The organism is Novosphingobium sp. FSW06-99, from assembly GCF_001519065.1.
Lineage (GTDB): Bacteria > Pseudomonadota > Alphaproteobacteria > Sphingomonadales > Sphingomonadaceae > Novosphingobium.
In genome coordinates this window covers 76,073-99,136 of sequence record NZ_KQ954259.1, presented here as the reverse complement: position 1 = coordinate 99,136, position 23,064 = coordinate 76,073, and the positions used below count along the sequence as shown (strand labels likewise).

26 protein-coding genes and 1 tRNA gene are annotated in these 23,064 nt (G+C 64.7%); 13 read left to right on the top strand and 14 right to left on the bottom strand.

What is annotated here, in order from left to right; genetic code table 11:
• From AQZ49_RS22610 to aroA, 7 genes are all read right to left on the bottom strand, one after another.
• On the bottom strand, nucleotides 1-478 hold a 478-nt coding region (locus tag AQZ49_RS22610), incomplete at its 3' end, for a porin (RefSeq protein WP_197411078.1).
• Between the two features lie 120 nt (nucleotides 479-598).
• Nucleotides 599-1,195, bottom strand: coding sequence for a 50S ribosomal protein L9 (rplI, locus tag AQZ49_RS15440; protein WP_067617432.1), 597 nt, complete (start codon nucleotides 1,193-1,195; stop codon nucleotides 599-601).
• 12 nt (nucleotides 1,196-1,207) lie between these two features.
• A complete protein-coding gene (rpsR, locus tag AQZ49_RS15435; protein ID WP_067617428.1) occupies nucleotides 1,208-1,432 on the bottom strand; it encodes a 30S ribosomal protein S18 in 225 nt (74 codons plus the stop codon).
• Between the two features lie 3 nt (nucleotides 1,433-1,435).
• A complete protein-coding gene (gene rpsF, locus AQZ49_RS15430) occupies nucleotides 1,436-1,798 on the bottom strand; it encodes a 30S ribosomal protein S6 (RefSeq protein ID WP_067617425.1) in 363 nt (120 codons plus the stop codon).
• Nucleotides 1,799-1,970: 172 nt separating this feature from the next.
• The gene (locus AQZ49_RS15425) at nucleotides 1,971-2,336 is read right to left on the bottom strand and encodes a PilZ domain-containing protein (RefSeq protein ID WP_067617423.1); all 366 of its coding nucleotides are present in this window, start codon (nucleotides 2,334-2,336) and stop codon (nucleotides 1,971-1,973) included.
• A gap of 128 nt (nucleotides 2,337-2,464) precedes the next feature.
• A complete protein-coding gene (locus tag AQZ49_RS15420) occupies nucleotides 2,465-3,088 on the bottom strand; it encodes a (d)CMP kinase (protein WP_067617420.1) in 624 nt (207 codons plus the stop codon).
• Complete coding sequence (aroA, locus tag AQZ49_RS15415) at nucleotides 3,085-4,428, bottom strand: 3-phosphoshikimate 1-carboxyvinyltransferase (RefSeq protein WP_067617417.1); 1,344 nt, start codon at nucleotides 4,426-4,428, stop codon at nucleotides 3,085-3,087. The genes AQZ49_RS15420 and aroA overlap by 4 nt, the downstream gene beginning before the upstream one ends.
• A 182-nt stretch (nucleotides 4,429-4,610) precedes the next feature.
• Between aroA and AQZ49_RS15410 the strand changes: the two genes are divergently transcribed.
• Together AQZ49_RS15410 and AQZ49_RS15405 are read left to right on the top strand one after the other, a co-directional pair.
• Complete coding sequence (locus tag AQZ49_RS15410) at nucleotides 4,611-4,928, top strand: FYDLN acid domain-containing protein (protein WP_067617414.1); 318 nt, start codon at nucleotides 4,611-4,613, stop codon at nucleotides 4,926-4,928.
• A 165-nt stretch (nucleotides 4,929-5,093) separates the two neighbouring features.
• Nucleotides 5,094-5,169, top strand: a tRNA-Ala gene (locus AQZ49_RS15405).
• Here AQZ49_RS15405 and AQZ49_RS15400 read toward each other — a convergent pair.
• Nucleotides 5,140-6,486 carry an APC family permease gene (locus AQZ49_RS15400; RefSeq protein ID WP_082701821.1) on the bottom strand — a complete coding sequence of 449 codons (1,347 nt, stop codon included), beginning with the start codon at nucleotides 6,484-6,486 and terminating at the stop codon, nucleotides 5,140-5,142. The two genes, AQZ49_RS15405 and AQZ49_RS15400, sit on opposite strands and share 30 nt — an antisense overlap.
• 80 nt (nucleotides 6,487-6,566) lie before the next feature.
• Between AQZ49_RS15400 and AQZ49_RS15395 the strand changes: the two genes are divergently transcribed.
• From AQZ49_RS15395 to AQZ49_RS15385, 3 genes are all read left to right on the top strand, one after another.
• On the top strand, nucleotides 6,567-7,388 hold the full coding sequence (locus AQZ49_RS15395) for an enoyl-CoA hydratase/isomerase family protein (RefSeq protein ID WP_082701832.1): 822 nt from the start codon (nucleotides 6,567-6,569) through the stop codon (nucleotides 7,386-7,388).
• Nucleotides 7,385-8,467, top strand: coding sequence for a S1 family peptidase (locus AQZ49_RS15390; RefSeq protein ID WP_067617411.1), 1,083 nt, complete (start codon nucleotides 7,385-7,387; stop codon nucleotides 8,465-8,467). The genes AQZ49_RS15395 and AQZ49_RS15390 overlap by 4 nt, the downstream gene beginning before the upstream one ends.
• 99 nt (nucleotides 8,468-8,566) lie before the next feature.
• Nucleotides 8,567-10,606 (top strand): M13 family metallopeptidase, encoded by a 2,040-nt coding sequence (locus AQZ49_RS15385; protein ID WP_067617408.1) that lies wholly within the window; start codon nucleotides 8,567-8,569, stop codon nucleotides 10,604-10,606.
• A gap of 1 nt (nucleotide 10,607) precedes the next feature.
• Here the strand turns inward: AQZ49_RS15385 and AQZ49_RS15380 are convergent, their stop codons facing one another.
• The gene (locus tag AQZ49_RS15380; RefSeq protein WP_067617405.1) at nucleotides 10,608-11,558 is read right to left on the bottom strand and encodes an isopenicillin N synthase family dioxygenase; all 951 of its coding nucleotides are present in this window, start codon (nucleotides 11,556-11,558) and stop codon (nucleotides 10,608-10,610) included.
• A gap of 44 nt (nucleotides 11,559-11,602) precedes the next feature.
• On the opposite strand from AQZ49_RS15380, the gene AQZ49_RS15375 reads away from it, so the two are divergent.
• Both AQZ49_RS15375 and AQZ49_RS15370 read left to right on the top strand, forming a co-directional pair.
• Nucleotides 11,603-12,055 (top strand): EVE domain-containing protein, encoded by a 453-nt coding sequence (locus AQZ49_RS15375; RefSeq protein WP_067617775.1) that lies wholly within the window; start codon nucleotides 11,603-11,605, stop codon nucleotides 12,053-12,055.
• Between the two features lie 65 nt (nucleotides 12,056-12,120).
• Nucleotides 12,121-12,372, top strand: a complete 252-nt coding sequence (locus AQZ49_RS15370; protein WP_067617402.1) for a hypothetical protein — start codon at nucleotides 12,121-12,123, stop codon at nucleotides 12,370-12,372.
• A 4-nt stretch (nucleotides 12,373-12,376) separates the two neighbouring features.
• Here AQZ49_RS15370 and AQZ49_RS15365 read toward each other — a convergent pair whose 3' ends face one another.
• On the bottom strand, nucleotides 12,377-13,702 hold the full coding sequence (locus AQZ49_RS15365) for an MFS transporter (RefSeq protein ID WP_067617399.1): 1,326 nt from the start codon (nucleotides 13,700-13,702) through the stop codon (nucleotides 12,377-12,379).
• A 108-nt stretch (nucleotides 13,703-13,810) separates the two neighbouring features.
• Here AQZ49_RS15365 and pgsA point away from each other — a divergent pair, with 108 nt between their 5' ends.
• The gene (gene pgsA / locus AQZ49_RS15360) at nucleotides 13,811-14,404 is read left to right on the top strand and encodes a CDP-diacylglycerol--glycerol-3-phosphate 3-phosphatidyltransferase (protein ID WP_067617772.1); all 594 of its coding nucleotides are present in this window, start codon (nucleotides 13,811-13,813) and stop codon (nucleotides 14,402-14,404) included.
• A 4-nt stretch (nucleotides 14,405-14,408) separates the two neighbouring features.
• On the opposite strand, the gene AQZ49_RS15355 is transcribed toward pgsA, so the two are convergent.
• From AQZ49_RS15355 to rnd, 3 genes are read right to left on the bottom strand one after another with little or no spacing between them, the layout of a single operon-like run.
• Nucleotides 14,409-15,023 carry a DUF6198 family protein gene (locus AQZ49_RS15355; protein WP_067617396.1) on the bottom strand — a complete coding sequence of 205 codons (615 nt, stop codon included), beginning with the start codon at nucleotides 15,021-15,023 and terminating at the stop codon, nucleotides 14,409-14,411.
• Nucleotides 15,020-15,916, bottom strand: coding sequence for a hydrogen peroxide-inducible genes activator (locus tag AQZ49_RS15350; RefSeq protein ID WP_067617393.1), 897 nt, complete (start codon nucleotides 15,914-15,916; stop codon nucleotides 15,020-15,022). The genes AQZ49_RS15355 and AQZ49_RS15350 overlap by 4 nt, the downstream gene beginning before the upstream one ends.
• Nucleotides 15,916-17,184, bottom strand: a complete 1,269-nt coding sequence (gene rnd / locus AQZ49_RS15345; RefSeq protein ID WP_067617390.1) for a ribonuclease D — start codon at nucleotides 17,182-17,184, stop codon at nucleotides 15,916-15,918. The genes AQZ49_RS15350 and rnd overlap by 1 nt, the downstream gene beginning before the upstream one ends.
• A gap of 160 nt (nucleotides 17,185-17,344) precedes the next feature.
• Here rnd and aspS point away from each other — a divergent pair, with 160 nt between their 5' ends.
• From aspS to AQZ49_RS15320, 5 genes are all read left to right on the top strand, one after another.
• Nucleotides 17,345-19,126: an aspartate--tRNA ligase gene (aspS, locus tag AQZ49_RS15340; protein ID WP_067617386.1), complete on the top strand. Its 1,782-nt coding sequence runs from the start codon at nucleotides 17,345-17,347 to the stop codon at nucleotides 19,124-19,126.
• Between the two features lie 142 nt (nucleotides 19,127-19,268).
• A complete protein-coding gene (locus AQZ49_RS15335; RefSeq protein WP_008071537.1) occupies nucleotides 19,269-19,505 on the top strand; it encodes an acyl carrier protein in 237 nt (78 codons plus the stop codon).
• A 140-nt stretch (nucleotides 19,506-19,645) separates the two neighbouring features.
• Entirely contained in the window at nucleotides 19,646-20,902 is a 1,257-nt protein-coding gene (gene fabF, locus AQZ49_RS15330; protein ID WP_067617383.1) for a beta-ketoacyl-ACP synthase II, read from the top strand.
• Nucleotides 20,903-20,946: 44 nt separating this feature from the next.
• Complete coding sequence (gene mltG, locus AQZ49_RS15325; RefSeq protein ID WP_369819144.1) at nucleotides 20,947-21,954, top strand: endolytic transglycosylase MltG; 1,008 nt, start codon at nucleotides 20,947-20,949, stop codon at nucleotides 21,952-21,954.
• A 184-nt stretch (nucleotides 21,955-22,138) separates the two neighbouring features.
• Complete coding sequence (locus AQZ49_RS15320; RefSeq protein ID WP_231739264.1) at nucleotides 22,139-22,657, top strand: 2'-5' RNA ligase family protein; 519 nt, start codon at nucleotides 22,139-22,141, stop codon at nucleotides 22,655-22,657.
• A 4-nt stretch (nucleotides 22,658-22,661) separates the two neighbouring features.
• On the opposite strand, the gene AQZ49_RS15315 is transcribed toward AQZ49_RS15320, so the two are convergent.
• A complete protein-coding gene (locus tag AQZ49_RS15315; protein ID WP_197411076.1) occupies nucleotides 22,662-22,949 on the bottom strand; it encodes a penta-EF hand family protein in 288 nt (95 codons plus the stop codon).
• Nucleotides 22,950-23,064: the final 115 nt, after the last annotated feature.

Sequence of the window (23,064 nt, the reverse complement as noted above, 5' to 3'; positions counted from 1 at the left end):
GCCCCGCGCGCGCGCCATCGCCGACAAACGAATAGGCGGCGCGGGGCAGCCCGTTGTTGAGGACGTTGGTGCCGACCTGGTTGGCCAGATCGCCCGATTGCGGATTGATCCCGGTCGAGGCGTTGAACACCACCGACCAGCCCGGCGTGAATTCCTCTTTGCCCCGGATGCCAACCCCGGTCTGCGACAGGTTGTTCTGCGCGAATACGAACCGCGACCCGCCGCCGTTCTTGCTCAGCAGCGATTCGCCTTCATAGTTGTCGCCGTTTTCGGGCAGGCCGTGGCTGACCCAGCCCACGCCGATGTCGAGTGTGCCGTAGATGGTGATGCCGTGCCAGGTCAGCGGGTGTTCGTCGTCGGCAGCTTTTGCCGTGTCCGGCGTCGCGGGCAGGGTCTGCGCATGGGCCGAACCGGCGATCGTCAGCGCCGCGAGCGCCGCCCATGCGACGCCCGCGCAATTGTTTGTTTTTCCCGTCATGTTTCGTCCCCGTCGTCGTTTTGCACCTATATTCTTTGGAATATAGGTGCAAAACGACGGGCACAACGAAAAAGGGCGCCCCCTTGCGGGAGCGCCCTTTTGTCAGACTGTTCGGTGCGATCAGGCGTCGGCCTGGGGCGCGTCGTCGAGCAGGTCGGCCGGGATTTCGCCCGGTTCGGCATTGGGGTCATAGGCTTCGGTAAAGCCGCCGACTTCGGTGTCGAACATGGCGTCGATCACATCGACACCCTTCGACTGAAGTTCGGCTTCGTCGGGCGAGCGCGCGACGTTGGCCTTGACCGTAACGGCCACTTCGGGGTGCAGCGAAACGCGCACATCGAACACGCCGATGGTCTTGATCGGGCGTTCGAGCACGATCATCGCCTTGGTCACCTTGCAACCCTGGGCGATCAGGCCGTCGGCGATATCGCGCACCGACACCGAACCGTACAGTTGACCGGCGTTGGACGCGGCGCGGATCAGCACCACTTCCTTGCCATCGACATTGCCGGCTTCGGCTTTGGCTTCTTCGCGACGCGCAGCGTTGTCGGATTCGATCCGGGCGCGGTTGGCCTCAAAGATCTTGCGGTTGGCGTCGTTGGCGCGCAGCGCCTTCTTGTTGGGCAGCAGGTAATTGCGCGCGTAGCCGTCCTTGACGGAGACTTCGTCGCCAATCGTGCCCAGCTTTTCGATGCGCTCGAGCAGGATGATCTGCATGTCTGGCGCTCCTTACTTGACGATGTACGGCAGCAGGCCGATGTGCCGGGCGCGCTTGATCGCCTGGCTCAGCTCGCGCTGCTTCTTTGCAGAGACCGCGGTAATGCGGCTCGGCACGATCTTGCCCCGTTCGGACATGAAACCCTGCAACAGGCGCACGTCCTTGAAATCAATCTTGGGGGCGTTCTTGCCCGAGAACGGGCAGCTCTTGCGGCGGCGGAAAAACGGACGAGCCATCTCTTATTCCCCTTCGCGTTCGCGGCGACGGCTGCGTTCGCGGTCGTTCTTGCGCATCATCACCGACGGACCACCTTCGAGTTCGTCCACGCGCACCGTCAGGAAGCGGATGACGTCTTCGTTGATCGCGGTCTGGCGTTCGAGCTCGGCCACGACACCGGCAGGGGCGTCGATGTTCAGCAGCACGAAATGCGCCTTGCGGTTCTTTTGAATCTTGTAGGCCAGCGAACGCAGGCCCCAGGTTTCGACCTTGGTGATCTTGCCCTGGTTGGCTTCGACGATTTCGGTGGCGGTGGTGGCAAGCGCGTCGACCTGAGCCTGGCTCAGATCCTGGCGCGCAAGAAAGACATGCTCATAGAGCGGCATGTACCGTGCGTCCTTGTCATTCTAACCGATCGCTGGCTGATCCGCGGGATTGCGGGGCCCCTCCGGCTTTCTTGGGTTTCCCGTGGCACATTGCCGAACGGGAAGCGGTGGCCCCTAACCGGTTTTGTCCAGAATGCAAGCGCGATATGCAAGCGCGATATGCAAGCGCGATTCAGGCTGCCGCGCGCACCTGGCGTGCGGCCGGCATCGGTGTGGGCGGCGAAGGGCAGCCGATGGCATAGTCGCGGATCATCGCGTCGAACACGTCACCGGGCAGCGGGTCACCGAATTCGAGCCCGGCGGCACCGCCACGCGTCCACATCACAAACGCCAGCCTGGGCGCCTCGCCAGGCAGCATCAGGCTGATCGCTTCACCTTCCTGCGGGGTCTGCAATCCTTCGATACGCGCGCCATGGCGGGTCATGTCCTTAAGCATGACCGTTGACCGCACCGGACCATGCTTGCAGCGCACCATCAATTCGAACCCCACGCGGGGTGCGCGGCGCTTGCTGGCAAAGCGATCTGCGGTCTGATCCATGGCCAAATACCTTCGTGTCAGGATGGGCGCACGATCACGCCCGTTTACCACATGACACCAGTACGACTAGGCGCAGCCCTGTTATAGTCCGTCATGCGCCGGATCAGGATAATTGCGCAGGTTAACCATTACCTGTTGGTCTGTTTTTCGACCAGTGCGATGGCGGCGGCAATTGCCGCTGCGGGCGGCAGGGCCGATGTGTCGAGCAAGGCGGCGCCTTCGGCCTGGCGCAAGGGGGCCACGCTGCGCGCGCTGTCGCGCGCATCGCGCGCAGCCAGATCGGCCTCGATGCTTTCGCGGCTGACATCTTCGCCGCGGCCGCGCATTTCGACGTAGCGTCGCAGCGCGCGGGCGGCGACGCTGGCGGTGACAAACAGCTTGGCATCGGCCTGCGGGGCGATCACCGTGGCGATGTCGCGCCCGTCGAGCACCGCGCCGCCGGGTTGCCCGGCAAACGCGCGCTGGCGCGCCAGCAGCGCATCGCGCACCGCCGGATGCACCGAAACGCGGCTGGCCAGCGCGCCGACCGCCTCGCTGCGCAAGGCGGGATTATCGAGCAGACTGTCGGGAAACGCGGTGGCCGCCAGCGCATCGTCGGCGCTGTCGGGATTGCCCCCGCGATCAGCAACCTGCCAGCCGACCGCGCGATAGAGCAGCCCGGTGTCGAGATGTGGCAGGCCGAAATGCGCTGCCAGCGCGCGTGCGATGGTGCCCTTGCCCGATGCGGTGGGGCCGTCGACCGCGATGATCATGCCGCGCCCGTGTCGGCCAGCAGGCGCTCGAACAGCGGAAAGCTGGTGGCGATCGGGCGGGTGTCATCCACCGTCACGCCGGTTTCGCTGGCCAGCCCCGCCACTGCCATGGCCATGGCAATGCGATGGTCGAGATGCGTGGCCACCGCGCCGTTGCCGGTGCCCGCCAGCAGGCGCCCGCCGCTGCCGTCGATGATCATGCCATCGGCGGTTTCCTCGACCCGCGCGCCGGCCAGCGTCAGCGCCACGCGCATCGCGGTGATGCGGTCGGATTCCTTGACGCGCAGTTCTTCCAGGCCCGATGTCACCGTGCGCCCCTCGGCCAGCGCGGCGGCAACGAACAGCACCGGAAATTCATCGACCATCGCGGGCACGACGGCGGGATCGACAGTGATGCCATGCAGGGCGCTGGCGCGCACATGCAGATCGGCGACCGGCTCGCCGCCAACCTCGCGCTGGTTCACTTCGGTGATCTGCCCGCCCATCAGCCGCAGCACATCGAACAGCGCGGCGCGAGTGGGGTTGAGCCCGACGTTTTCGATCAGCAGATCCGATCCCGGCACGATCAGCGCGGCCACCACGAAGAAGGCCGCCGACGACGGATCACCCGGCACGGTGATCGCCTGCGGGCGCAATTCGGGCTGCCCGCTCAGGCTGATTACGCGCGCGCCTTCGGCATCGGTTTCCACCGACAGATCGGCGCCGAACCCGCGCAACATGCGTTCGGAATGGTCACGCGTGGGCACCGGTTCGATCACCGTGGTCGCGCCCGGGGTGTTGAGCCCGGCCAGCAGCACCGCGCTTTTGACCTGGGCCGATGCCACCGGCAGGCGATAGGTGATCGGCACCGGGGTTTCGGCGCCGGTGATGATCAGCGGCAGCCGCCCGCCGGGATAGGTGGTGAACGTGGCGCCCATCTGGCCCAGCGGGGTGATCACCCGGCCCATCGGCCGTTTCGACAGGCTGGCATCGCCGATGAATGCGGCGGTGATCGCATGGCTGGCGACCAGCCCCAGCAACAGCCGCGTCGATGTGCCCGAATTGCCCATGTCGAGCGCGCCCGCCGGTTGCAGCAGGCCGCCCACGCCAACGCCTGCAACCAGCCAGTCGCCATCGGCCTGCCGCTCGATGGTGGCGCCCATTGCGCGCATCGCGGCGGCGGTCGCCAGCACGTCTTCGCCTTCAAGCAGGCCGGTCACCCGGGTTTCGCCCACCGCCAGCGCACCGAGCATGATCGACCGGTGGCTGATCGACTTGTCGCCCGGCACGCGGATACGCCCGGTCAGCGCCCCTTTGGCGACAAACCGGCGGGGCTGGGCAGGGGCACTGGAAGCGGACACGGCAAACGGCCTTTCAGGGTGGAGGCGAACAAATTCGCGCGGCTTTTGACAGCGACGCCCGGCTATGGCAAGGCGCCGCTTCTTGTCATGGGCTTGACCTGCTTGTGTGTGGTCGTCCATGGCCCAACCCGATTCGCAACGGCCACGGAATGTCTGTTGGCGACAGGACTTGAGGAATTTTCATGGTCAAGCCGGAATGGGGCGCCAAGCACAGTTGTCCAAAGTGCGGCACCCGCTTTTACGATATGGGCAATGGTGACCCGGTCACTTGCGTCGAATGCCGTTATGCCTGGCATCCCGACCCGGTGCTGAAATCCAAGCAGCCGATTCCCTATGAAGAAATTCAGAAGGAAAAGGTTGATGTGGTGGCCGACGTCGATCTGGCCGACGAAGATCTCGATATCGACGAAGACGGCGATTCGCCCGACAACGATGTCGATCTGGGTGGCGACGACGATCTGGGCGTGCCGGGCCACGACGGCGAAGACGAAGAAGTTTAAGAGGTCCTGGCTTGCCCGGACCGCCTTGGCCCGGGCAAGGCAGCAAAAAATTTGCAGGCATGATTTTTGGTCTTGTCAGCATGCCGGGCCTCCCTTAAAGGCCCGGCTCCCGGCAGGAAGCCGGGGCGAACGGTCCCTCCCAGGGTGCCGTTTCGGGAAACGCGTGGGGCCATAGCTCAGCTGGGAGAGCGCTACAATGGCATTGTAGAGGTCAGGAGTTCGATCCTCCTTGGCTCCACCAGTTTCCCTCCTTCGCCTGGCCAAACAGGCGTTCCAGCACGACGCCCAGCAGCATCACCCCCGCGCCGATCAGCGCGCCCGGTCCCAGTTCGGTCAGCGATGACCAGCCCATGATCACCGCGACCCCCGCAAAAGTCAGCGGGAACAGCGGAAACAGCGGTGTGCGCACGGGAAAGACCACGGTCGTCGCGAGCCGGCGCAGGCGGATCGCCGCGCCCATGCCCAGCAGGATGAACACCCAGTAGACCGGGGTCATATAATCGACCATCGCGCCAAAGCCGTTGCCGGTCAGCCCGGCGAGCACGGTCAGCAGCCCGGCAAATCCCGCCACCGCGATCACCGCCGCGATCGGCGTGCCGCGCCCGGCATGCCATCCGGCCAGCCGGTGCAGCGCGGGGATAGTGCGCGATGCCGCCCAGGTGATGCGCGCGCCGACAATCAGCGTCGAATTGATACTGGCGATGCCTGACACGGTGACCACGGCGACCACCAGCAGGGCACCCGGCGCGCCGAACGCCATGCGCGCCACATCGGCGCCGGGCGCGCTGCTGCGCGCCAGCGCATCGGCGCCCAGACCATGCGCCATTGCCGCGTTGAGTGCGACATAGAGTGCCATCAACAGCACGATCGCGCCCACCGTCACCACCGCCATGCCGCGCCGACCGGCGCGCAATTCGGCCGACAGCGTGGCCATGTCGCTCCACCCGCCATAGGCCAGGAACACATAGATCAGCGCCACGCCCAAATGGCGTCCCCCCGGCGGCATCGCGACCGGCGCGGGGTGGGGCGGGGCCACCGCAAACCCGGCGGCAATCACCGCCGCAAACCCCAGCGCGACCGCCAGCACCATTGTGGCCTGCGTCAGAAATCCGACCCGCACGTGGATGCAGTTGATCAGCGCCAGCCCGACGACGATCGCCAGCGCGCAGAGCGTGCGCGCGCCGTCGCCCATCGGCACGATCGCAGCGACATAGTCGGCCAGCAGGTGCGCCATCAGCGCGATCCACCCGGTGTGCATCACCGCAAACCGCGACCAGGCATAGAGCGCGCCCATGCGCGGCCCCCACGCGCGCGACAGAAAATGGTATTCGCCGCCCGCATCGGGAAAGGCGCAGGCCATTTCGACATAGCACAGCGCCCCGATCAGCGAGACCACCCCGCCGCCGATCCACAACCACACGAATTGCCCCGGTGCGACATTGAGCGCCACGGTGGGCGCGGTCTTGAGCGAATCGGTCGACATGATCATGCCGAGCGCAACCAGCGTGGCCGGGATCAGCCCGAGATGCGGGCGCGGGGCAGAATGGGCACTGTCCATCGCACCGGGATAGGCGATGATCGGGCGGCGTCCATCCGTTTTCCTTGTTGGCCGCGCGCGACAGCGATATGCGGGCGGGCATGATTGCGCACCAGATCGCCGATGGCATCGCCACGATTACGCTCGATGCCCCGGCCACGCGCAATGCCCTGCCGATGGCCGGGTGGCACGCGCTGGCCGGAACCGTGGCCACCATCGCGGCAGCGGGCCCCCGCGTGGTGGTGCTGCGCGCGGCGGTGCCGGGCATGTTCTGTTCGGGGTCGGACTTGCGCGAAATCGCCGGGCTGGCCGAGGATGCCGCCGCACGCGCGCCGTTCCGGCGCGCCATGCGTCAGGCGCTGGCGGGACTGGCTGGCCTGCCGATGCCGGTGATCGCCGCGATCGATGGCGATTGCTTTGGTGCCGGGGTGGCGCTGGCGCTGGCCGCCGACATGCGTGTGGCGGGCCCGCGCGCGGTGTTTGCGATCACCCCGGCAAAGCTGGGTATCACCTATCCGCAGGAAGATATCGCCCGGCTGGTCGCGCTGGTCGGGCCGGGGCAGGCGGCGCGGATGCTTTATGGCGCGACGCGGATCGACGCGGCCGAGGCGGCACGGATCGGCCTGGTCGAAGACCGCGCCGACGATGCCATGGCGGCGGCGACTGCGATGGCCACGGCCATGGCCGCGCTGTCGCCAGCCAGCCTGGTCGCGCTGAAACAGGCGGTGGCACGCGCGCCGCACGGTCACGACCCCGCGCTCGACGCCCTGTTCGACGAGGCCTTTGCCGGAGACGATTTTCGCGAAGGGCTGGCCGCGTTTCGCGAACGCCGTCCGGCACGGTTTGCGGAGATCGGTTGCGCCCTATCCGTTGCCGATGCATCGTCACCTGACCGAACAGATGATGGGGCCCAAGATACGTGATCAGACCGTTTCGCACAGCGCTGCCCATCCTGCCTGTACTGGCCAGCCTGATCGCGGCGCCGCTGATGGCGGAAAACTGGCGCGAAATCGGCAATTCCGGGTCGAGCCTCGATAAAGTTTGGGTCGATACCGATTCGATCAGGACCGAGGGCGCGTTTCGCACCGCCCGGATCATGGTCACCTTTTCTGCTGCCAGGCCCAATTCCGCCGGGCTGATGCTCGATCGTCTCGTCCACACCGACGGGTTCGACTGTGCCGCGCACAAGGCCGCCGAAATTTCCACCGTCGGCTATCTGGGCCAGAAAATTGTCGGACATTCGCCGATCGTCACGGATTGGCAGACCAAAATGAAAACGGTCAGCGGCGATGGCACCAGCGCACGCGGGCTGGCGCTGGTCTGCGCGGCCAGCGTTGCCGCGCCAGTTGGCCCCGATGGCAAACCCAGGCCGCAATTCACCACCGGTTCTGGCATTTTCGTTGACACCGACGGCCTGGTGCTGACCAACGCGCATGTCGTGCGCGATTGCAAGACGATCGGGGTCAAGGCGCTGGGCGTGCCACCCGTCGTCGGGGCGATCGACACGGTCGATCCAGTCAACGATCTGGCGCTGGTGCGCACGCATGCCGATTATGGCGCTGCAGCGGTCTTCCGCGTTGAAAAGCGGCCTGCCCAATTGGGCGAGGGGATCGGTGTGATCGGCTATCCGCTGGCCGGAACGCTGTCGAGCGAGCCCAAGGCGACGTTTGGCGAAGTCAGTTCGGTTGCTGGGATAAACAACGATTATACCAAGCTGCAGTTTTCCGCGCCGATCCAGCCTGGCAACAGCGGCGGGCCAGTGTTCGATCGCCATGGGCAAGTAATCGGGGTGGTTGTGGCCACGGCCTCGACCGCGCTGATGGCCAGTATCGGCATGGTCACGCAGAACGTCAATTTCGCGATCAAGGGCGAAATTGCGCAGATTTTCATGAATGCCCACGGTGTGCGTTTTCGTACCGCAAACGGTGACTATGCGCTGGAAACCGCACAGATCGCCGAATCCGTTGAAAAGACCACCGCACAGATCCTGTGCATGAAATAGCCGCGTCCCAGGACCCTGTTTTTCCCAAAGGCCCGTGCTATGGGCGCGCACGACGACTCCCGCGCTCCCCCCTTCCGCGCGGGTTGTAGCGGAGGTTCAATGACCACGACCTGGCTCCGGCGCGCGACCCGCGTCGCTCTGGCGGCTTTGCCCCTGTTGCCCCTTGCTGCGATGGCGCAAGAGGCCGGGGCGCCCAAATATGGCAGTCTCGGGCTCGATACCGGCAACATGAACCGCGATGTCGCGCCGGGCGACGATTTCTACAGCTATATGGAAGGCAACTGGGTCGATCACACCTCGATCCCGGCCGACAAGACGCGCATCGGCTATAACTACGACCTTGAGGACAAAGTGGCCGAAGAGGTGCGCGCAATCGCCGAAAACGCGGTGGCGCATCCCGACACGCCCGAGGCGCAGCGCATCGCGGCGGTGTGGACCGCGTGGATGGATGAAAAGGGCATCACCGCGCGCGGGGTGGCCACGCTGCAGCCGATGGTGGCGCGTATTGCCGCGATCAAGACGCGGCGCGAACTGATGCAATTGATGGCCGAGCCGGGCTATACCAGCGCGATCGGGCTGGCGATCACCGCCGATTCCAAAGATCCCGCGCGCTATGTGGTGCGGGCCGATCAGGGCGATCTGGGCCTGCCCGCGCGCGATTATTACCTGGAAACCGGCGAAAAGTATGACGCCGTGCGCAAGGCCTATACTGCCTATATCGCACAGATCTTCACGCTGGCCGGGGTGTCGGACGCTGATACCCGCGCAACCGCGATCATGGCGCTGGAAACCGCGCTGGCCAAAGACGACTGGGCGCCCGAACGGCTGCGCGATCCGGTGGCGACCTACAACCCGGTGGCGACCGCGCATCTGGCCGCCTATGCACCCGGCATCGACTGGGGCGCCATGCTCGACAAGCTGGGTCTCGCCAAAGCCAAAGTGGTGGTGGTGGGCGAACCCAGCGCGGTGCGCGCGATCGGCACGCATCTGGCGCGCGATCCGATCGAATTGTGGAAAGACTATCTGGTGTTCCGCCTGATCAGCGATCTGGCCAGCACCCTGCCGGTGGCGTTCGACGATGCCCATTTCGCCTTTTACGGCAAAGTGCTGGGCGGCGTGACCGAACAGCGCCCGCGCTGGAAACGCGGGGTCGACCTGCTCAACCAGGAACTGGGCCAGGACGTCGGCCAGATCTATCTCAAGACGCACTGGTCGGCCGATGCCGATGCGCAGATGGCCGAAATGATCGACGATCTCAAAGGCTCTTATGCCGACCGGATCGGCCAGGCAAACTGGATGGATGGCCCCACCCGCGCGGCGGCGCTGGCCAAGCTGGCGGCGTTCGAGGCCCGCGTGGCCGGCCCCAAGACGCCGATCGATTACAGCGATTTCCATCCCGTCGCCGACGATCCCTTTGCCAACGCGATCGAGGCGCAGCGGTTCCAGTGGGCGCTGTGGCTCAAACGCTATGGCGGGCCGGTCGATCGCGGGGTGTGGGATATGAACCCGCAGACGGTGAACGCCTATTACAACCCCAACAGCAACCAGGTGACGTTTCCTGCCGCCGAACTGCTGCCACCGTTTTTCGACCCCAATGCCGATCCGGCAGTCAACTACGGCGCGGCAGGCGCCACCATCGGCCATGAAATGGGCCACGGGTTCGACGATGAAGGGCGCCAGTTCGACGGGCAAGGCCGATTGAAGAACTGGTGGACCAGGATCAGCGCGGAAAAGTTCAAGGTGCATGCCGACGCGCTGGTCAAGCAATACGACGCCTATGAACCGGTGCCGGGCCTGCACATCAAGGGCGCGCTGACGCTGGGCGAAAATCTGGCCGATCTGGGCGGGCTGGAAGCCGCGTATGCCGCCTATCACCGCTATCTGAAGCGTCATGGCGAAGCCGAAACGATCGACGGCATGACCGGCGACCAGCGCTTTTTCCTGTCTTATGCGCAAAGCTGGCAAAGCAAGGTGCGCGAAGAGGCGCTGCGCCAACAGTTGCTGGGCGATCCGCACAGCCCCGACACGTTCCGCGTCAACGGCGTGGTGCGCAATGTCGACGCATGGTACGAAGCCTTCAACGTGGCGCCGGACAGCAAGTTGTACCTGCCGCCCGACCAGCGCGTGCACGTGTGGTAGACTATGTGATCAGCCCGATCTCGCGCAGCCGCTGAAGCAGATAGGCATCGGCGGTGATCGGATCGGGATAGCGATCGGGGTGGTCCGCATCGATGCAGCCGGGCAGGGTGCGGATCACGAAATCGCTGCGCAGATGCAGGAAATAGGGCATCGAATAGCGGCTGAAGCCGGCGCGCGCGCCCACCGGATTGCGCACGCGATGCGTGGTCGATGGCAGGCGGTGGTTGGTCAGGCGTTGCAGCATGTCGCCGATGTTGATCGCCAGCGCGCCCTGCGGCGGGGCCACCTCGATCCATTGCCCGTCGCGGGTCAGCAGTTCCAGCCCGGATTCCTCGGCGCCGAGCAACAGCGTGATCAGGTTGATATCCTCGTGCGCCCCGGCGCGAATCGCGCCGGCAGGTGCATCGGCGATCGGCGGATAGTGCAGCAGGCGCAGCACCGAATTTCCGTCGGCAATCGCCGGGTCGAACCAGGTGGCGGGTAGATCGAGCGCGATCGCCAGATGCGCCAGAATGCGCGCGCCGACGCGGTCGAATTCGGCATAGAGCGCGCGGAACGTTTCGGCAAAGTGCGGCAACTGGTCGGGCCAGACATTGGCCGGCATGCTGGCCGACAGCGGATGGCCCGGCGGCAGATCGCGGCCGACATGCCAGAATTCCTTCAGATCGTGCACATCGGCGCCCTTGGCGATTTCGGTGCCGAACGGAGTATAACCGCGCGCGCCGCCTTGCCTCGGCTGATGCCAGCGGCGCTTTTCCGCGTCGGGCAATGCAAACAGCGCCTGCGTCAGATCCCAGCCGCGCGCGATGAGCGCCGGATCGATGCCGTGGTCAGCCACCAGCGCAAAGCCATAACGGCCAAAGCTGTCGGCCAGCAACGCGGGCAGGGTGGTTGCATCATCCGCCAGCGATATGACGGGAAGGCTTGGCAGAACGGTCGATTCAGGCGACATGCGGCGTATCCATGATCCTTTTGGCCGATACCCAGTGGAGCACCATGACTGAAATTGCCATGCCCGATGTGACCGGAAAACAGCTCTGGCTGATGAAATCGGAACCCGATGCCTATAGCTATGACGATCTGCTTGCCGAAGGCGAGGGGACCTGGGACGGCGTGCGCAACCACCTTGCCGCACGCAATCTGCGCTCGATGCGGCAGGGCGACCTGGCGTTCTTTTACCATTCCAACATCGGCAAGGAAATCGTCGCGGTGGCGACGATTTCGGTGCCGGGGCTGACCGATCCGTCCGATCCCGAGGGCAAATGGGCCGCCGTAAAGGTACGCCCGGTGGCGCGATTGGCCCATCCGGTGACGCTGGCCACGATCAAGGCGACGCCTGCTTTGGCCGACATGGAATTGCTGCGGCTGTCGCGGCTGTCGGTTTCGGCGGTGCGCCCGGCCGAATGGGCGCTGATTCTGGAAATGGCGGGCGGACTGTCCCTTTCCTGAACGTCCCAGGATTGGACGCGATGGAGGGATGCAAACAGGGTTAACACATCGTTAAACCGGGCGGCATGAAAACCAGTCATGCCGTTCCGGGGCGTCCCGGTCAGCCCAATCTGTTCCGCCGCAATCTGCCCGAACGCGTCCGCGTCCGGCTCGACATGCCGCTGCCCCGACTGGAACCCGAAGTCGCGGCGGCCAACGAACGTGCCGCATTGCGCTCGCCCCCGGTCAACTGGCGGAAGCTGACGGCGCAGGACTTGCGCGATTTCCTGCTGGCCTATTGCGCGTGTTTTGTCGCGTTGCAGGCGTTTCTGGCCTGATCGGTCAGAACGTGTGTTCGATCTCGCCGATATGGGCCAGTTCGACTTGATAGAGCTGCCAACACAGCCAGGCCGAGATTGAACACATTGCCGCGCCCAGCAGCAACTGGTGGACAATGGCCACGCCCATTGCGCTCAGGCCCACCGCGATCAGCGATCCGACCACCATCGCGCCCGAATTGACGATGTTGTTGGCGGCGATCGTGCGCGATGTTTCCGCCTTGTCGACCACCGTGGTCAGGAACGCATAGAGCGGCACCACGAACATGCCGCCCGCCACCGCGATGCCCAGCAGGGTGCCAAGCAGCGGGATGGCCAGCGGCTGATGCACGAATGTCAGCAGATCGAGCAACTGGCCGCGTCCGCGCAAAGGCCACTGGCGGCAGACGAAATCGAACGCGACGATGAACCCGGCCATCACCATGACCGCCAACGGACCATAGCGCGCCGACACTTTGCCATCGAGCAGGCGGTTGATCGACACCGAACCGATTGCGATGCCGACCGAAAAGATCACCAGAAACAGGCTGGCCACGCTCTTGCTGGCGCACAGCACGTTCTTGGCAAGCGGCGGAAACTGGATGAACAGGACTGCGCCCACCGTCCAGAACATGCTGATCGCACAAATCGCCAGGAACACGCGCGGATGGCGCGTGGTCATGCGCACCAGCGTGATGGATGACCGGATCACATTGTAATCGATCGGCAGGCAGGCGTGCACCGGTGGTGCGGCTGGCACGCTTTGCGCGGCCACACGCCCGATCAGCGCGGTCAGCACCACGGCCAGCGCGGCCCATTGCACGGGGATGAAGCCGGCCAGGATGGTGCCCGCCAGGATCGCCAGATAAGTGCCCGCTTCGACCAGGCCGGTGCCCGCCAGCACTTCGTCCGCATGGAGATGCTGCGGCAGGATGGCATATTTGATCGGGCCGAAAAACGCCGAATGCACCCCCATCGCCAGCAGGGCCGCCAGCATCAGCGGAATGGCCACGGTGCCGACCGACACGTGTTGCCATGCCATGACAAGCCCCGTGCCGCCAACCAGCATGATCGCCACTTCGCAGGTCTTGATGATGCGGATCAGCCGCGCCTTGTCGCGCATGTCGGCCAATTGCCCGGCCAGCGCCGACAACAGAAAGAACGGCAGGATGAACAGCCCCGACGCGATGGCGGAAAACCGCGCTTCCTGCGTTTCGGAATTGTAGATCGAATAGACCACGAACAATAGCATCGCATTCTTGAACAGGTTGTCGTTGAACGCCCCGAGCAATTGCGTGACAAACAGCGGCAAAAAGCGCCGCTGGCGGATCAGATGGGTGTTGGTGGTCATCTAACGCTGAATGTGTCCCCGGTAGGGGTTGAACCCTTAGCGCGAAGTGCGAGGCGGGCAAGAGCGATGTTTGCATGTGGCGCGCGAAGCGATATGGCCCGCAGTGCGATGCTGACTTTGCCCAATATCCTGACTCTGTCGCGGATCTTTACAGTGCCGGTGCTGGTTGGCCTGCTGTGGTGGCCCGACTGGCCGCTGGGCTATGGCCTGGCGTTTGCCATCTATTGCCTGATGGGGGTGACCGACTATTTTGACGGCTATCTCGCGCGGGCGCAGGGAACCGTATCAAAACTCGGCATTTTTCTCGATCCGATCGCCGACAAGATCATGGTCGCGTCGGTCATTCTGGTGCTGGCCGCGCGCGGAGTGCTGACCGGGCCCTATGTCGGATCGCTGCATGTGATTGCCGGGCTGGTGATTCTGCTGCGCGAAATCGCGGTGTCGGGCCTGCGCGAATTTCTGGGCGGGTTGCAGGTTTCGGTGCCGGTGTCAAAGCTCGCCAAGTGGAAGACCACCGCGCAGATGGTGGCGCTCGGCGCGCTCATTCTGGGCCGGGGCCTGCCCGGTTGGGTGGTCGATGCGGGCGGGATCACGCTGAACGTGCCGCATACCGTGGGGCTGACGACGTTATGGTCGGCCGCCGCGCTGACGCTGATCACCGGGTGGGACTATCTGCGCGTCGGTTTGAAGCACATGGACTGACCGCTTACGCCCGGGCCAGATAGCGGTCCGGGCGGTGCCAGACCAGCACCATCGTGTTGCTGGCAATCGCCGCAACCAGCGACCACAGGCCGCGATCGGGGCCAAGCCCGAAAAACGCCGCGGCGACGATTGCCGCGTCGAATGCCATGCCGATCGCGCCGAACCGCCAGCCGGTGCGCTGGCTCAACCAGCGTGCGATCACCGCCAGGCCGCCAACCCCGGTCGCATGGCGGGTGACTGCCAGAATGCCGGTGCCGGTGACCACGCCGCCGGCGATGGCCGCCAGCGGACGGTTGATGGTGGCCACCACCAGGCCATGGTCGATCACCCCGATCAGCCCCATCACCATCAACGTCGCGGCGATCGTACGCAACGTATAGGCGGTGCCCAACCGCCGCCAGAACACCAGGAAAATCGGCAGGTTGATCGCGGTAAACAACGGCCCGGGCCCGACCGGCAAGCCATAGGACAGCATCAGCGCGATCCCGGCCACACCCCCCGTGGTCAGGCGCGCGGCATGCAGCAGCGACACCCCCAGCGCCATGATCAGGCACCCGGTGACCAGGCCAAAGGCATCTTCGGCTGTGCTGTGCGGCACACCCGGCGCCCGATCGGTCATCCTGCGCGCAATTCTTCGGCCAGCAGGCGGAATTCCTCGCCGCGCGGCGAATTGCGGCGCCACACCAGTGCGATCTGACGAAAGGCGTAGTCGCTGTTGAGTGGCCGGGCGACAATCCGGGTGCCTTGCAGGATGCCTGCGTTGATCGCCATTTCGGGCAGCATCGTCAGCCCCAGGCCATTGTCGACCATCTGCACCAGCGTGTGCAGCGATGTGCCGATCATCGTCGCGCTGGCGCGCAATTCGGGGCGGTTGCATGCCGCCAGCGCATGCTCTTTCAGGCAATGGCCGTCTTCGAGCAGCAACAGGCGGTTTTCATCGATCGACGCGGGCGACACCAGCATCGGCGGATCGCGCGGATCATCGAACGGAAACGCCACCAGCAACCGGTCGGTGAACAGATGTTCGACTTCGACTTCGCCTGTTGCGAACGGCAGCGCCAGCAGCACGCAATCGGCGCGGCCATGGTGCAGCGATTCGATCGCCGCCGCGCTCGGCTCTTCACGCAGGAACAGGCGCAATTGCGGGCGTTCGGTGCGCAGGCGGGGCAGGATGCGCGGCAACAGGAACGGGGCGATGGTGGGGATCACGCTCATCCGCAATTCGCCCGCCAGCGGCAATGCGTGCGATTGCACCAGTTCGGACAGCTCTTCAGCCTCGCGCAGCAGGCGATGCGCCTTGGTCACCACCTGGTTGCCCAGCGGGGTGAACCGCACGACGCGCCGGGTGCGTTCGACCAGCACCACGTCGAGCAGCGATTCCAGTTCGCGCAGCCCTGCCGACAGCGTCGATTGCGACACGAAACAGGCCTCTGCCGCGCGCCCGAAATGACCGTGCTCGTGCAACGCGACGAGATATTGCAACTGCTTGAGCGTGGGCAGGTAAATCGACATCAGTCTTCGTTGTCGGGCAGCGGCACAGGGAAGAAATCGGACTCGGGATCGTGTTCGGGCACGGGTTCCGGTTCTGCATCGACATGCGCGCCATTGCCGATGTCGTCGATATGCGCCATTTTCAGTTTGCCACCGGCCACCGCAAAGGCCAGTCGGCCTTCGACCAGTTCCAGCGCATCGCGCCCGAACTGTTCGTATCGCCAGCCTTCGAGGATCGCCAGACCCTTGCGCTGCCCGGCGGCGAGCGCCTCCAGATCGTCGCTGCGCGCCAGCAGGCGGGCGGCGATGTCGATCTCGCGGCCGCGAATCTTCAACAGCAGTTTCAGCAGGTCGGCAACCAGTGCGCCTTCCTTGCCCAGCGGCGCGCCGCGTGGCGGTCGGGGCGGCATTTCGGCCTCGGTCAGCGGCTTGGCATCGGCGATGCACTGCATCAGGCGGCGCCCGATCTCGTTGTCGCGCCAGCCCGCCGACAGCCCGCGCACTTTGGCCAGATCGGCCTGTTCGCGCGGGGCATGGCTGGCCAGGTCCGCCAGCGTTTCATCGCGCATGATGCGCCCGCGCGGGATGTTCTTGTCCATCGCCTCGCGCTCGCGCCACGCGGCCAGCGCCTTCAACCGGCCCAGCACGGCATGGTTGCGGCTGGGCGGGCGGATTTTCAGCCACACCGTTTCGGGATCGTTGCGATAGTGGTCGGGATCGGCCAGCCGTTCCATTTCGGCATCGAGCCATTCGCCGCGCCCGGTCTTGATCAACCGCTTGAGCATGCGCGGAAAGATCTTCGACAAATGGGTAACGTCGCCGATCGCATATTCGATCTGCCGTTCGGTCAGCGGGCGGCGCGACCAGTCGGTAAAGCGCGCGCCCTTGTCGATCGAAAAGCCCAGCCACGCCTCGACCAGGTTGGAATAGCCGATCTGTTCAGACTGGCTGATAGCCATCATCGCGATCTGGGTGTCGAAAATCGGGTGCGGGGTGCGCCCGGTCAGGTTGTAGATGATTTCGACATCCTGGCCCCCGGCGTGAAACACCTTGAGCACGTCTTCGTTGTCCACCAGCAGGTCGAGCAGCGGCGACAGGTCGATCCCCGGCGCCATCGGATCGATTGCAGCGGCTTCCTTGTCATCGGCGATCTGGACCAGGCACAGTTCGGGCCAATAGGTGTTTTCACGCATGAATTCGGTGTCGACAGCCACGAATTGCGCTTTGGACAGGCGGCCGCAGATATCGGCCAGCGCCTCGGAAGTGGTGATCAGCGGGTGGATCTTCATTGGTCTTTTTTCTGTTCGGTCGCCTTTGCCCCCGGTTGGTGGCAAACACGGCCTTTGGGTTACCCCCGTCCGGGGGCGGCGGCTTGACAAATTGACGGCCATCGCCTCTTGGCCGCACTTAATTCCCTGCCTTAATCCCTGCGTTTTGGAAAGACCTTCGATGCATCCCTATCGTACGCACACCTGCGGTGCCCTGACGTCCGACACCGTCGGCCAGACCGTCCGTCTGTCGGGATGGGTCCATCGCAAGCGCGATCATGGCGGCGTGCTGTTCGTCGATCTGCGCGATCATTACGGGCTGACCCAGATTGTCGCCGATACCGACAGCCCGGCGCTGGCCATTCTCGACGCCGCGCGCGTCGAAAGCGTGGTGACCATCGACGGCCTGGTCAAGGCCCGCGCCACAGGCACCATCAATGCCAATCTGGCGACCGGCGCGATCGAAGTCTATGCGCGCGGCGCGACCGTGCTGTCGGCAGCCGACGAACTGCCGCTGCCGGTGGCGGGCGAGCAGGAATATCCCGAAGATATCCGCCTGCGCTATCGCTTCCTCGATCTGCGCCGCGACACGCTGCACGCCAATATCGTGCGCCGGACCAAAGTGATCGCGGCGATGCGCCGCCGTATGGAAGCGGTCGGCTTTACCGAATATTCGACCCCGATCCTGACCGCGTCGAGCCCCGAAGGTGCGCGCGACTTTCTGGTGCCCAGCCGCATCCATCCCGGCAAGTTCTATGCGCTGCCGCAGGCGCCGCAGCAGTACAAGCAATTGCTGATGGTCGCCGGGTTCGACCGCTATTTCCAGATCGCGCCGTGTTTCCGCGACGAAGATCCGCGCGCCGACCGGCTGCCGGGTGAATTCTACCAGCTCGACCTGGAAATGAGCTTCGTCACCCAGGAAGAAGTGTGGGAAACGATGGAGCCGGTGATCGGCGGCATTTTTGAAGAATTTGCCGATGGCCGCACCGTCACCCCGTCGGGCCAGTTTCCGCGCATCGCGTGGGACGAGGCGATGCTCAAATATGGCTCGGACAAGCCCGATCTGCGCAACCCGCTGATCATCAGCGATGTGTCGCAGCACTTTGCCGTGTCGGGGTTTGGCCTGTTCGAACGCATTGTCGGCGGGGGCGGCGTGGTGCGCGCGATCCCCGCGCCGGGCACCGCGGACAAGAGCCGCAAGTTCTTTGACGAAATGAACGAATGGGCCCGCGCCGAAGGGCACGCCGGCCTGGGCTATGTCACGCGCAAGGGCGGCGAATTCGGCGGGCCGATCGCCAAGAATCACGGCACCGAAGGCATGGCCGCGCTCTATGCCGAGCTGGGCCTGGGTGATGACGACGGGCTGTTCTTTGCCGCCGGCAAGCCCGAACAGGCGGCCAAGCTGGCGGGCCTGGCGCGCACCCGCGTCGCCGATCAGCTCGGCCTGATCGAGGCCGATGCCTTCCGCTTGTGCTGGATCGTCGATTTCCCGTTCTATGAATGGGACGAAGACAGCAAGAAGGTCGAATTTGCGCACAACCCGTTCTCGATGCCGCAAGGCGGGCTCGACGCGCTCAACGGCACCGATCCGCTGGCGATCAAGGCGTTCCAGTACGATCTGGTGTGCAACGGCTTTGAAATCGCCTCGGGCTCGATCCGCAACCAGAGCCCCGAAACGATGGTGCGCGCGTTCGAACTGGTCGGCCTGTCGAAGGCCGATGTCGAAGAACGCTTTGGCGGTCTGTACCGCGCGTTCCAGTATGGCGCGCCGCCGCACGGCGGGATGGCCGCCGGGGTCGATCGCATCGTCATGCTGGTATGCGGGGCGCAGAACTTGCGCGAGGTTTCGCTGTTTCCGATGAACCAGCGCGCCGAAGACCTGCTGATGGGCGCGCCCACCCCGGCCGAGCCCAGGCAAATGCGCGAGTTGTCGATTCGCGTTGTCGAGCCTGCCAAAAGCTGATCGGAAGGGCGCGAAATCCGCCTTGATTGAACAGCCTTGCGTCTCCCACTTGCCAGCAGCCTTTGCGCCCATTAGGGCGATGCGCTGAACGGTAGAACAACCGTGTTTGGGCACCCTAGTTTCGTCTGAAGGGACACATCGAATGAGCGATACCGCAGACCGCGTTAAGAAGATCGTTGTCGAGCACCTCGGTGTCGAGGCCGACAAGGTCACCGAAGACGCCAGCTTCATCGACGATCTCGGTGCCGACTCGCTCGACATCGTCGAACTGGTGATGGCGTTTGAAGAAGAGTTTGGTGTCGAGATCCCCGACGACGCGGCCGAAAAGATCGCCACTGTCGCCGATGCGATCAAGTACATCGACGAAAACAAGGGCTGATCACCCTGAGCTCCCCGTGCACGGTTCGCAGGTCGGCACATGCTGCCGCCTGTGGCAAAGGGCATATCGCGGGGGAGTGAAATGGCAGGCTCGGCCCTATCCAATGGGCTGGGCCTGTTTCTTTTTCTGCGGAGAATACAATGCGTCGTGTCGTTGTCACCGGCCTTGGCCTCGTAACCCCGCTGGGTGCGGACGTCGAAACGGTCTGGGCAAACCTCATCGCCGGCAAATCGGGCGCCGGACCGATCACCCGTTTCGATGCGAGCAATCAGAAATGCCGCATCGCCTGCGAGGTGAAACCGGCCGACCACCCTTACGGTTTTGATGCAGGGCGGCGCGTTGATCACAAGATCCAGCGCCAGGTCGATCCGTTCATCGTCTATGGCATCGACGCTGCGGGCCAGGCGCTCGAAGATGCCGGGCTGACCGATATGGACGAGGCGCTGAAGCTGCGCACCGGTTGCTCGATCGGTTCGGGCATCGGCGGGCTGCCGGGGATCGAGATCGAATCGATCGTGCTCCACGAAAAGGGGCCGGGGCGCGTTTCACCGCATTTCGTCCACGGGCGCCTGATCAACCTGATCTCGGGCCAGGTGAGCATCAAGTACGGGCTGATGGGCCCCAACCACGCGGTGGTCACGGCCTGTTCGACCGGTGCGCATTCGATCGGCGATGCGGCGCGGATGATCCGCGATGACGATGCCGACGTGATGCTGGCAGGCGGCTCGGAATCGACCGTCAACCCGTTGGGCGTGGCCGGGTTCGCACAGGCGCGCGCGCTGAACTGTTCCTACAACGACCGGCCCGAACAGGCCAGTCGCCCCTATGATCGCGATCGCGACGGTTTTGTCATGGGCGAAGGCGCGGGCGTGGTGGTGCTCGAAGAATACGAACACGCCAAGGCGCGCGGCGCCAAGATCTATGCCGAAGTGGTCGGCTATGGCCTGTCGGGCGATGCCTATCACGTCACCGCGCCGCATCCCGAAGGCAAAGGCGCCGAACTGGCGATGCGCATGGCGATGAAAAAGGCCGGCATGGCGCCCGGCGACATCGACTATGTCAACGCGCACGGCACCTCGACAATGGCCGACACGATCGAACTCGCGGCGATCAAGCGCGTGCTGGGCGATGATCTGGGCGGCGCCTCGATGAGCAGCACCAAATCGGCGATCGGCCATTTGCTGGGCGGCGCGGGTGCGGTCGAGACGATTTTCTGCATCCTGGCCATGCGCGATCAGATCGTTCCGCCCACGCTCAACCTCGACAATCCGGACGAGGGCTGCGAAGGCGTCGATCTAGTGCCGCTGGTCGCCAAGAAGCGTACCGTGCGCGCGGCGCTCAACAATTCGTTCGGGTTTGGCGGAACCAACGCCTGCCTGATCGTGAAAGCGATCTGAGCGATCCCTGACCGGATCGGGCAGAGCGCCCAAAGATTGGCAAGATGATGGCACGGGGTCGATTCCGGCGGGCAACCCGCCTGGGCAAGGCACAGTGGGCGCTCGTGGCAGCGGCCCTGCTGGTGATTGCCTATGGCACGCATTTCCTGTGGGGCTGGTACGGGCCGGGGCCGCTGGCGCACGAGGCTCCGTTCATCGTGTCCGAAGGGTCGGGCATGGTCAGTGTCGCCCAGGAACTCGAAGCCGAAGGCGCGATCGCCTCGGCCGGCACATTTCGTGCGCGGGCGCGGTTGCTGGGTCATGCAGGCGGGCTGAAGGCCGGCGAATTCATGATCCCCGCGCATGCCAGCGGGGCGCAGATCCTGGCCATCCTGCAAGGCACCGAAGGGTCTTTGCGGCGCCTGTTCACCGTACCCGAAGGCATGCCCTCGGTCATGGTCTATGAAAAGCTGCTGGCCCAGCCGATGCTGACGGGCAAAGTGACGGTGCCGGCCGAAGGCTCGATCCTGCCCAACAGCTATGACTATCAACGTGGCGAATCGCGTGCCGCAGTCGTGACACGCATGCAAAAGGCGATGGCGCAGACGCTGGCCGATTTGTGGGCCAAACGTTCGCCACGCACGATCGCGCGCACCCCGCAAGAAGCGGTGATCCTGGCCTCGATCGTCGAAAAGGAAACCAAGCTGGCCAGCGAACGGCCGATGGTGGCCGGGCTCTATTCCAACCGGTTGCGGCTGGGGATGAAGCTGCAGGCCGATCCGACGATCATCTATCCGATCACCCAGGGGCGCCCGCTCGGTCGGCGGATCCGCGAATCTGAGATTCACGCGGTCAACGATTACAACACTTATGCCATGGTCGGCCTGCCCAAGGCGCCGATCACCAACCCCGGTCGTGACAGCCTGGCGGCGGTGCTCAACCCGGCCGACACCCATGCGCTGTACATGGTCGCCGATGGCTCTGGCGGGCACGTGTTTGCCGACACGTTGCAACAGCACAATGCCAATGTTGCCAAATGGTTCGCGATCCGCCGCGCCAAGGGCGAGATGTGATTGTGGCCCCGCAGCGGGCCGGTGTTAACGATTCGCTAGGGGTTTTGCCGGTAAGTGTTTTTGCACAGGCCGTGATCCACCAAGGATTAGGCCTATTGCGCGGGAACATTCCGGCCTTTGCCGATGCCTCCATCCACGGCTTTGCGGCCTGGCCGAGTGTTCCCGCCCATTTCCCCGCTCTGCGATGATCATACGCGACCGCACCCCGCATCTGGTGCTGGCGGTGCTGCCCGACGCGGTGCAGGCCCGGCTCGATGCCTTGCGCCGCGCGCACTATCCACCCGAACGCAACAGGGCGCCTGCGCATTGCACGCTGTTCCATGCGGTGCCGGGCATGGTGGCGGCGGAACTGGCCGATCTGCTGGCGCGCCTGACCGCACAGGGCACCCCGCCGCAGGCACGCATCGATCGGGTGATCGACCTCGACAGCGGCACCGCGCTCGGTGTGTTCAGCCCCGACCTGATCATGGTGCGCGAAACGATCGCCGACCATTTCCACGGCTTGTTGACCGGCGGTGACGCCGTGCCGCCGCGCCTGCACGTCACCATCCAGAACAAGGCCGATCGCCCCGCCGCGCGCACGTTGCAGCGCGCGCTGGGCGCATCATGGCAACCGCTCGATCTCCGCATTCCCGCACTGGCGGTGCACCGGGTGGTCGACGGCGGGTGGCAAGCGGCCGGAACCTGGCGGTTCCGGCGCTGAACGGTTATTTGCCGCTGCCGCCCGGATGCGACCGCGCGACGACTTTCAGCCCGCTCAATTCCGCCACGTTCAATTCGCCGCTGTGATCGGTATCCAGCCGGTCGAATTCGGCGGCCATGAAATCGAGAAATTCCTGGCGCGAGACATTGCCGCTCTTGTCCTTGTCCATCAGCTTCAGCAGCCGCGTCACGGCGGGCGTGGCCTTGTCCGACGGCACCGGTGCGGTCTGGGCATGGCCCGGCATGGCCAGCACGAGCAGGGCGGCAGCCCCCGCAAGCATCATCTTGCGCATGGTGATTTCCTTTCGCATCCTGATCGCCTGAAGCACAATGCGTTTAATATGAGACGCATCATACTTTAGGAGTCTTTGTTTTCGCATCGTTTATTGCAAAAAACCGGTACCCACT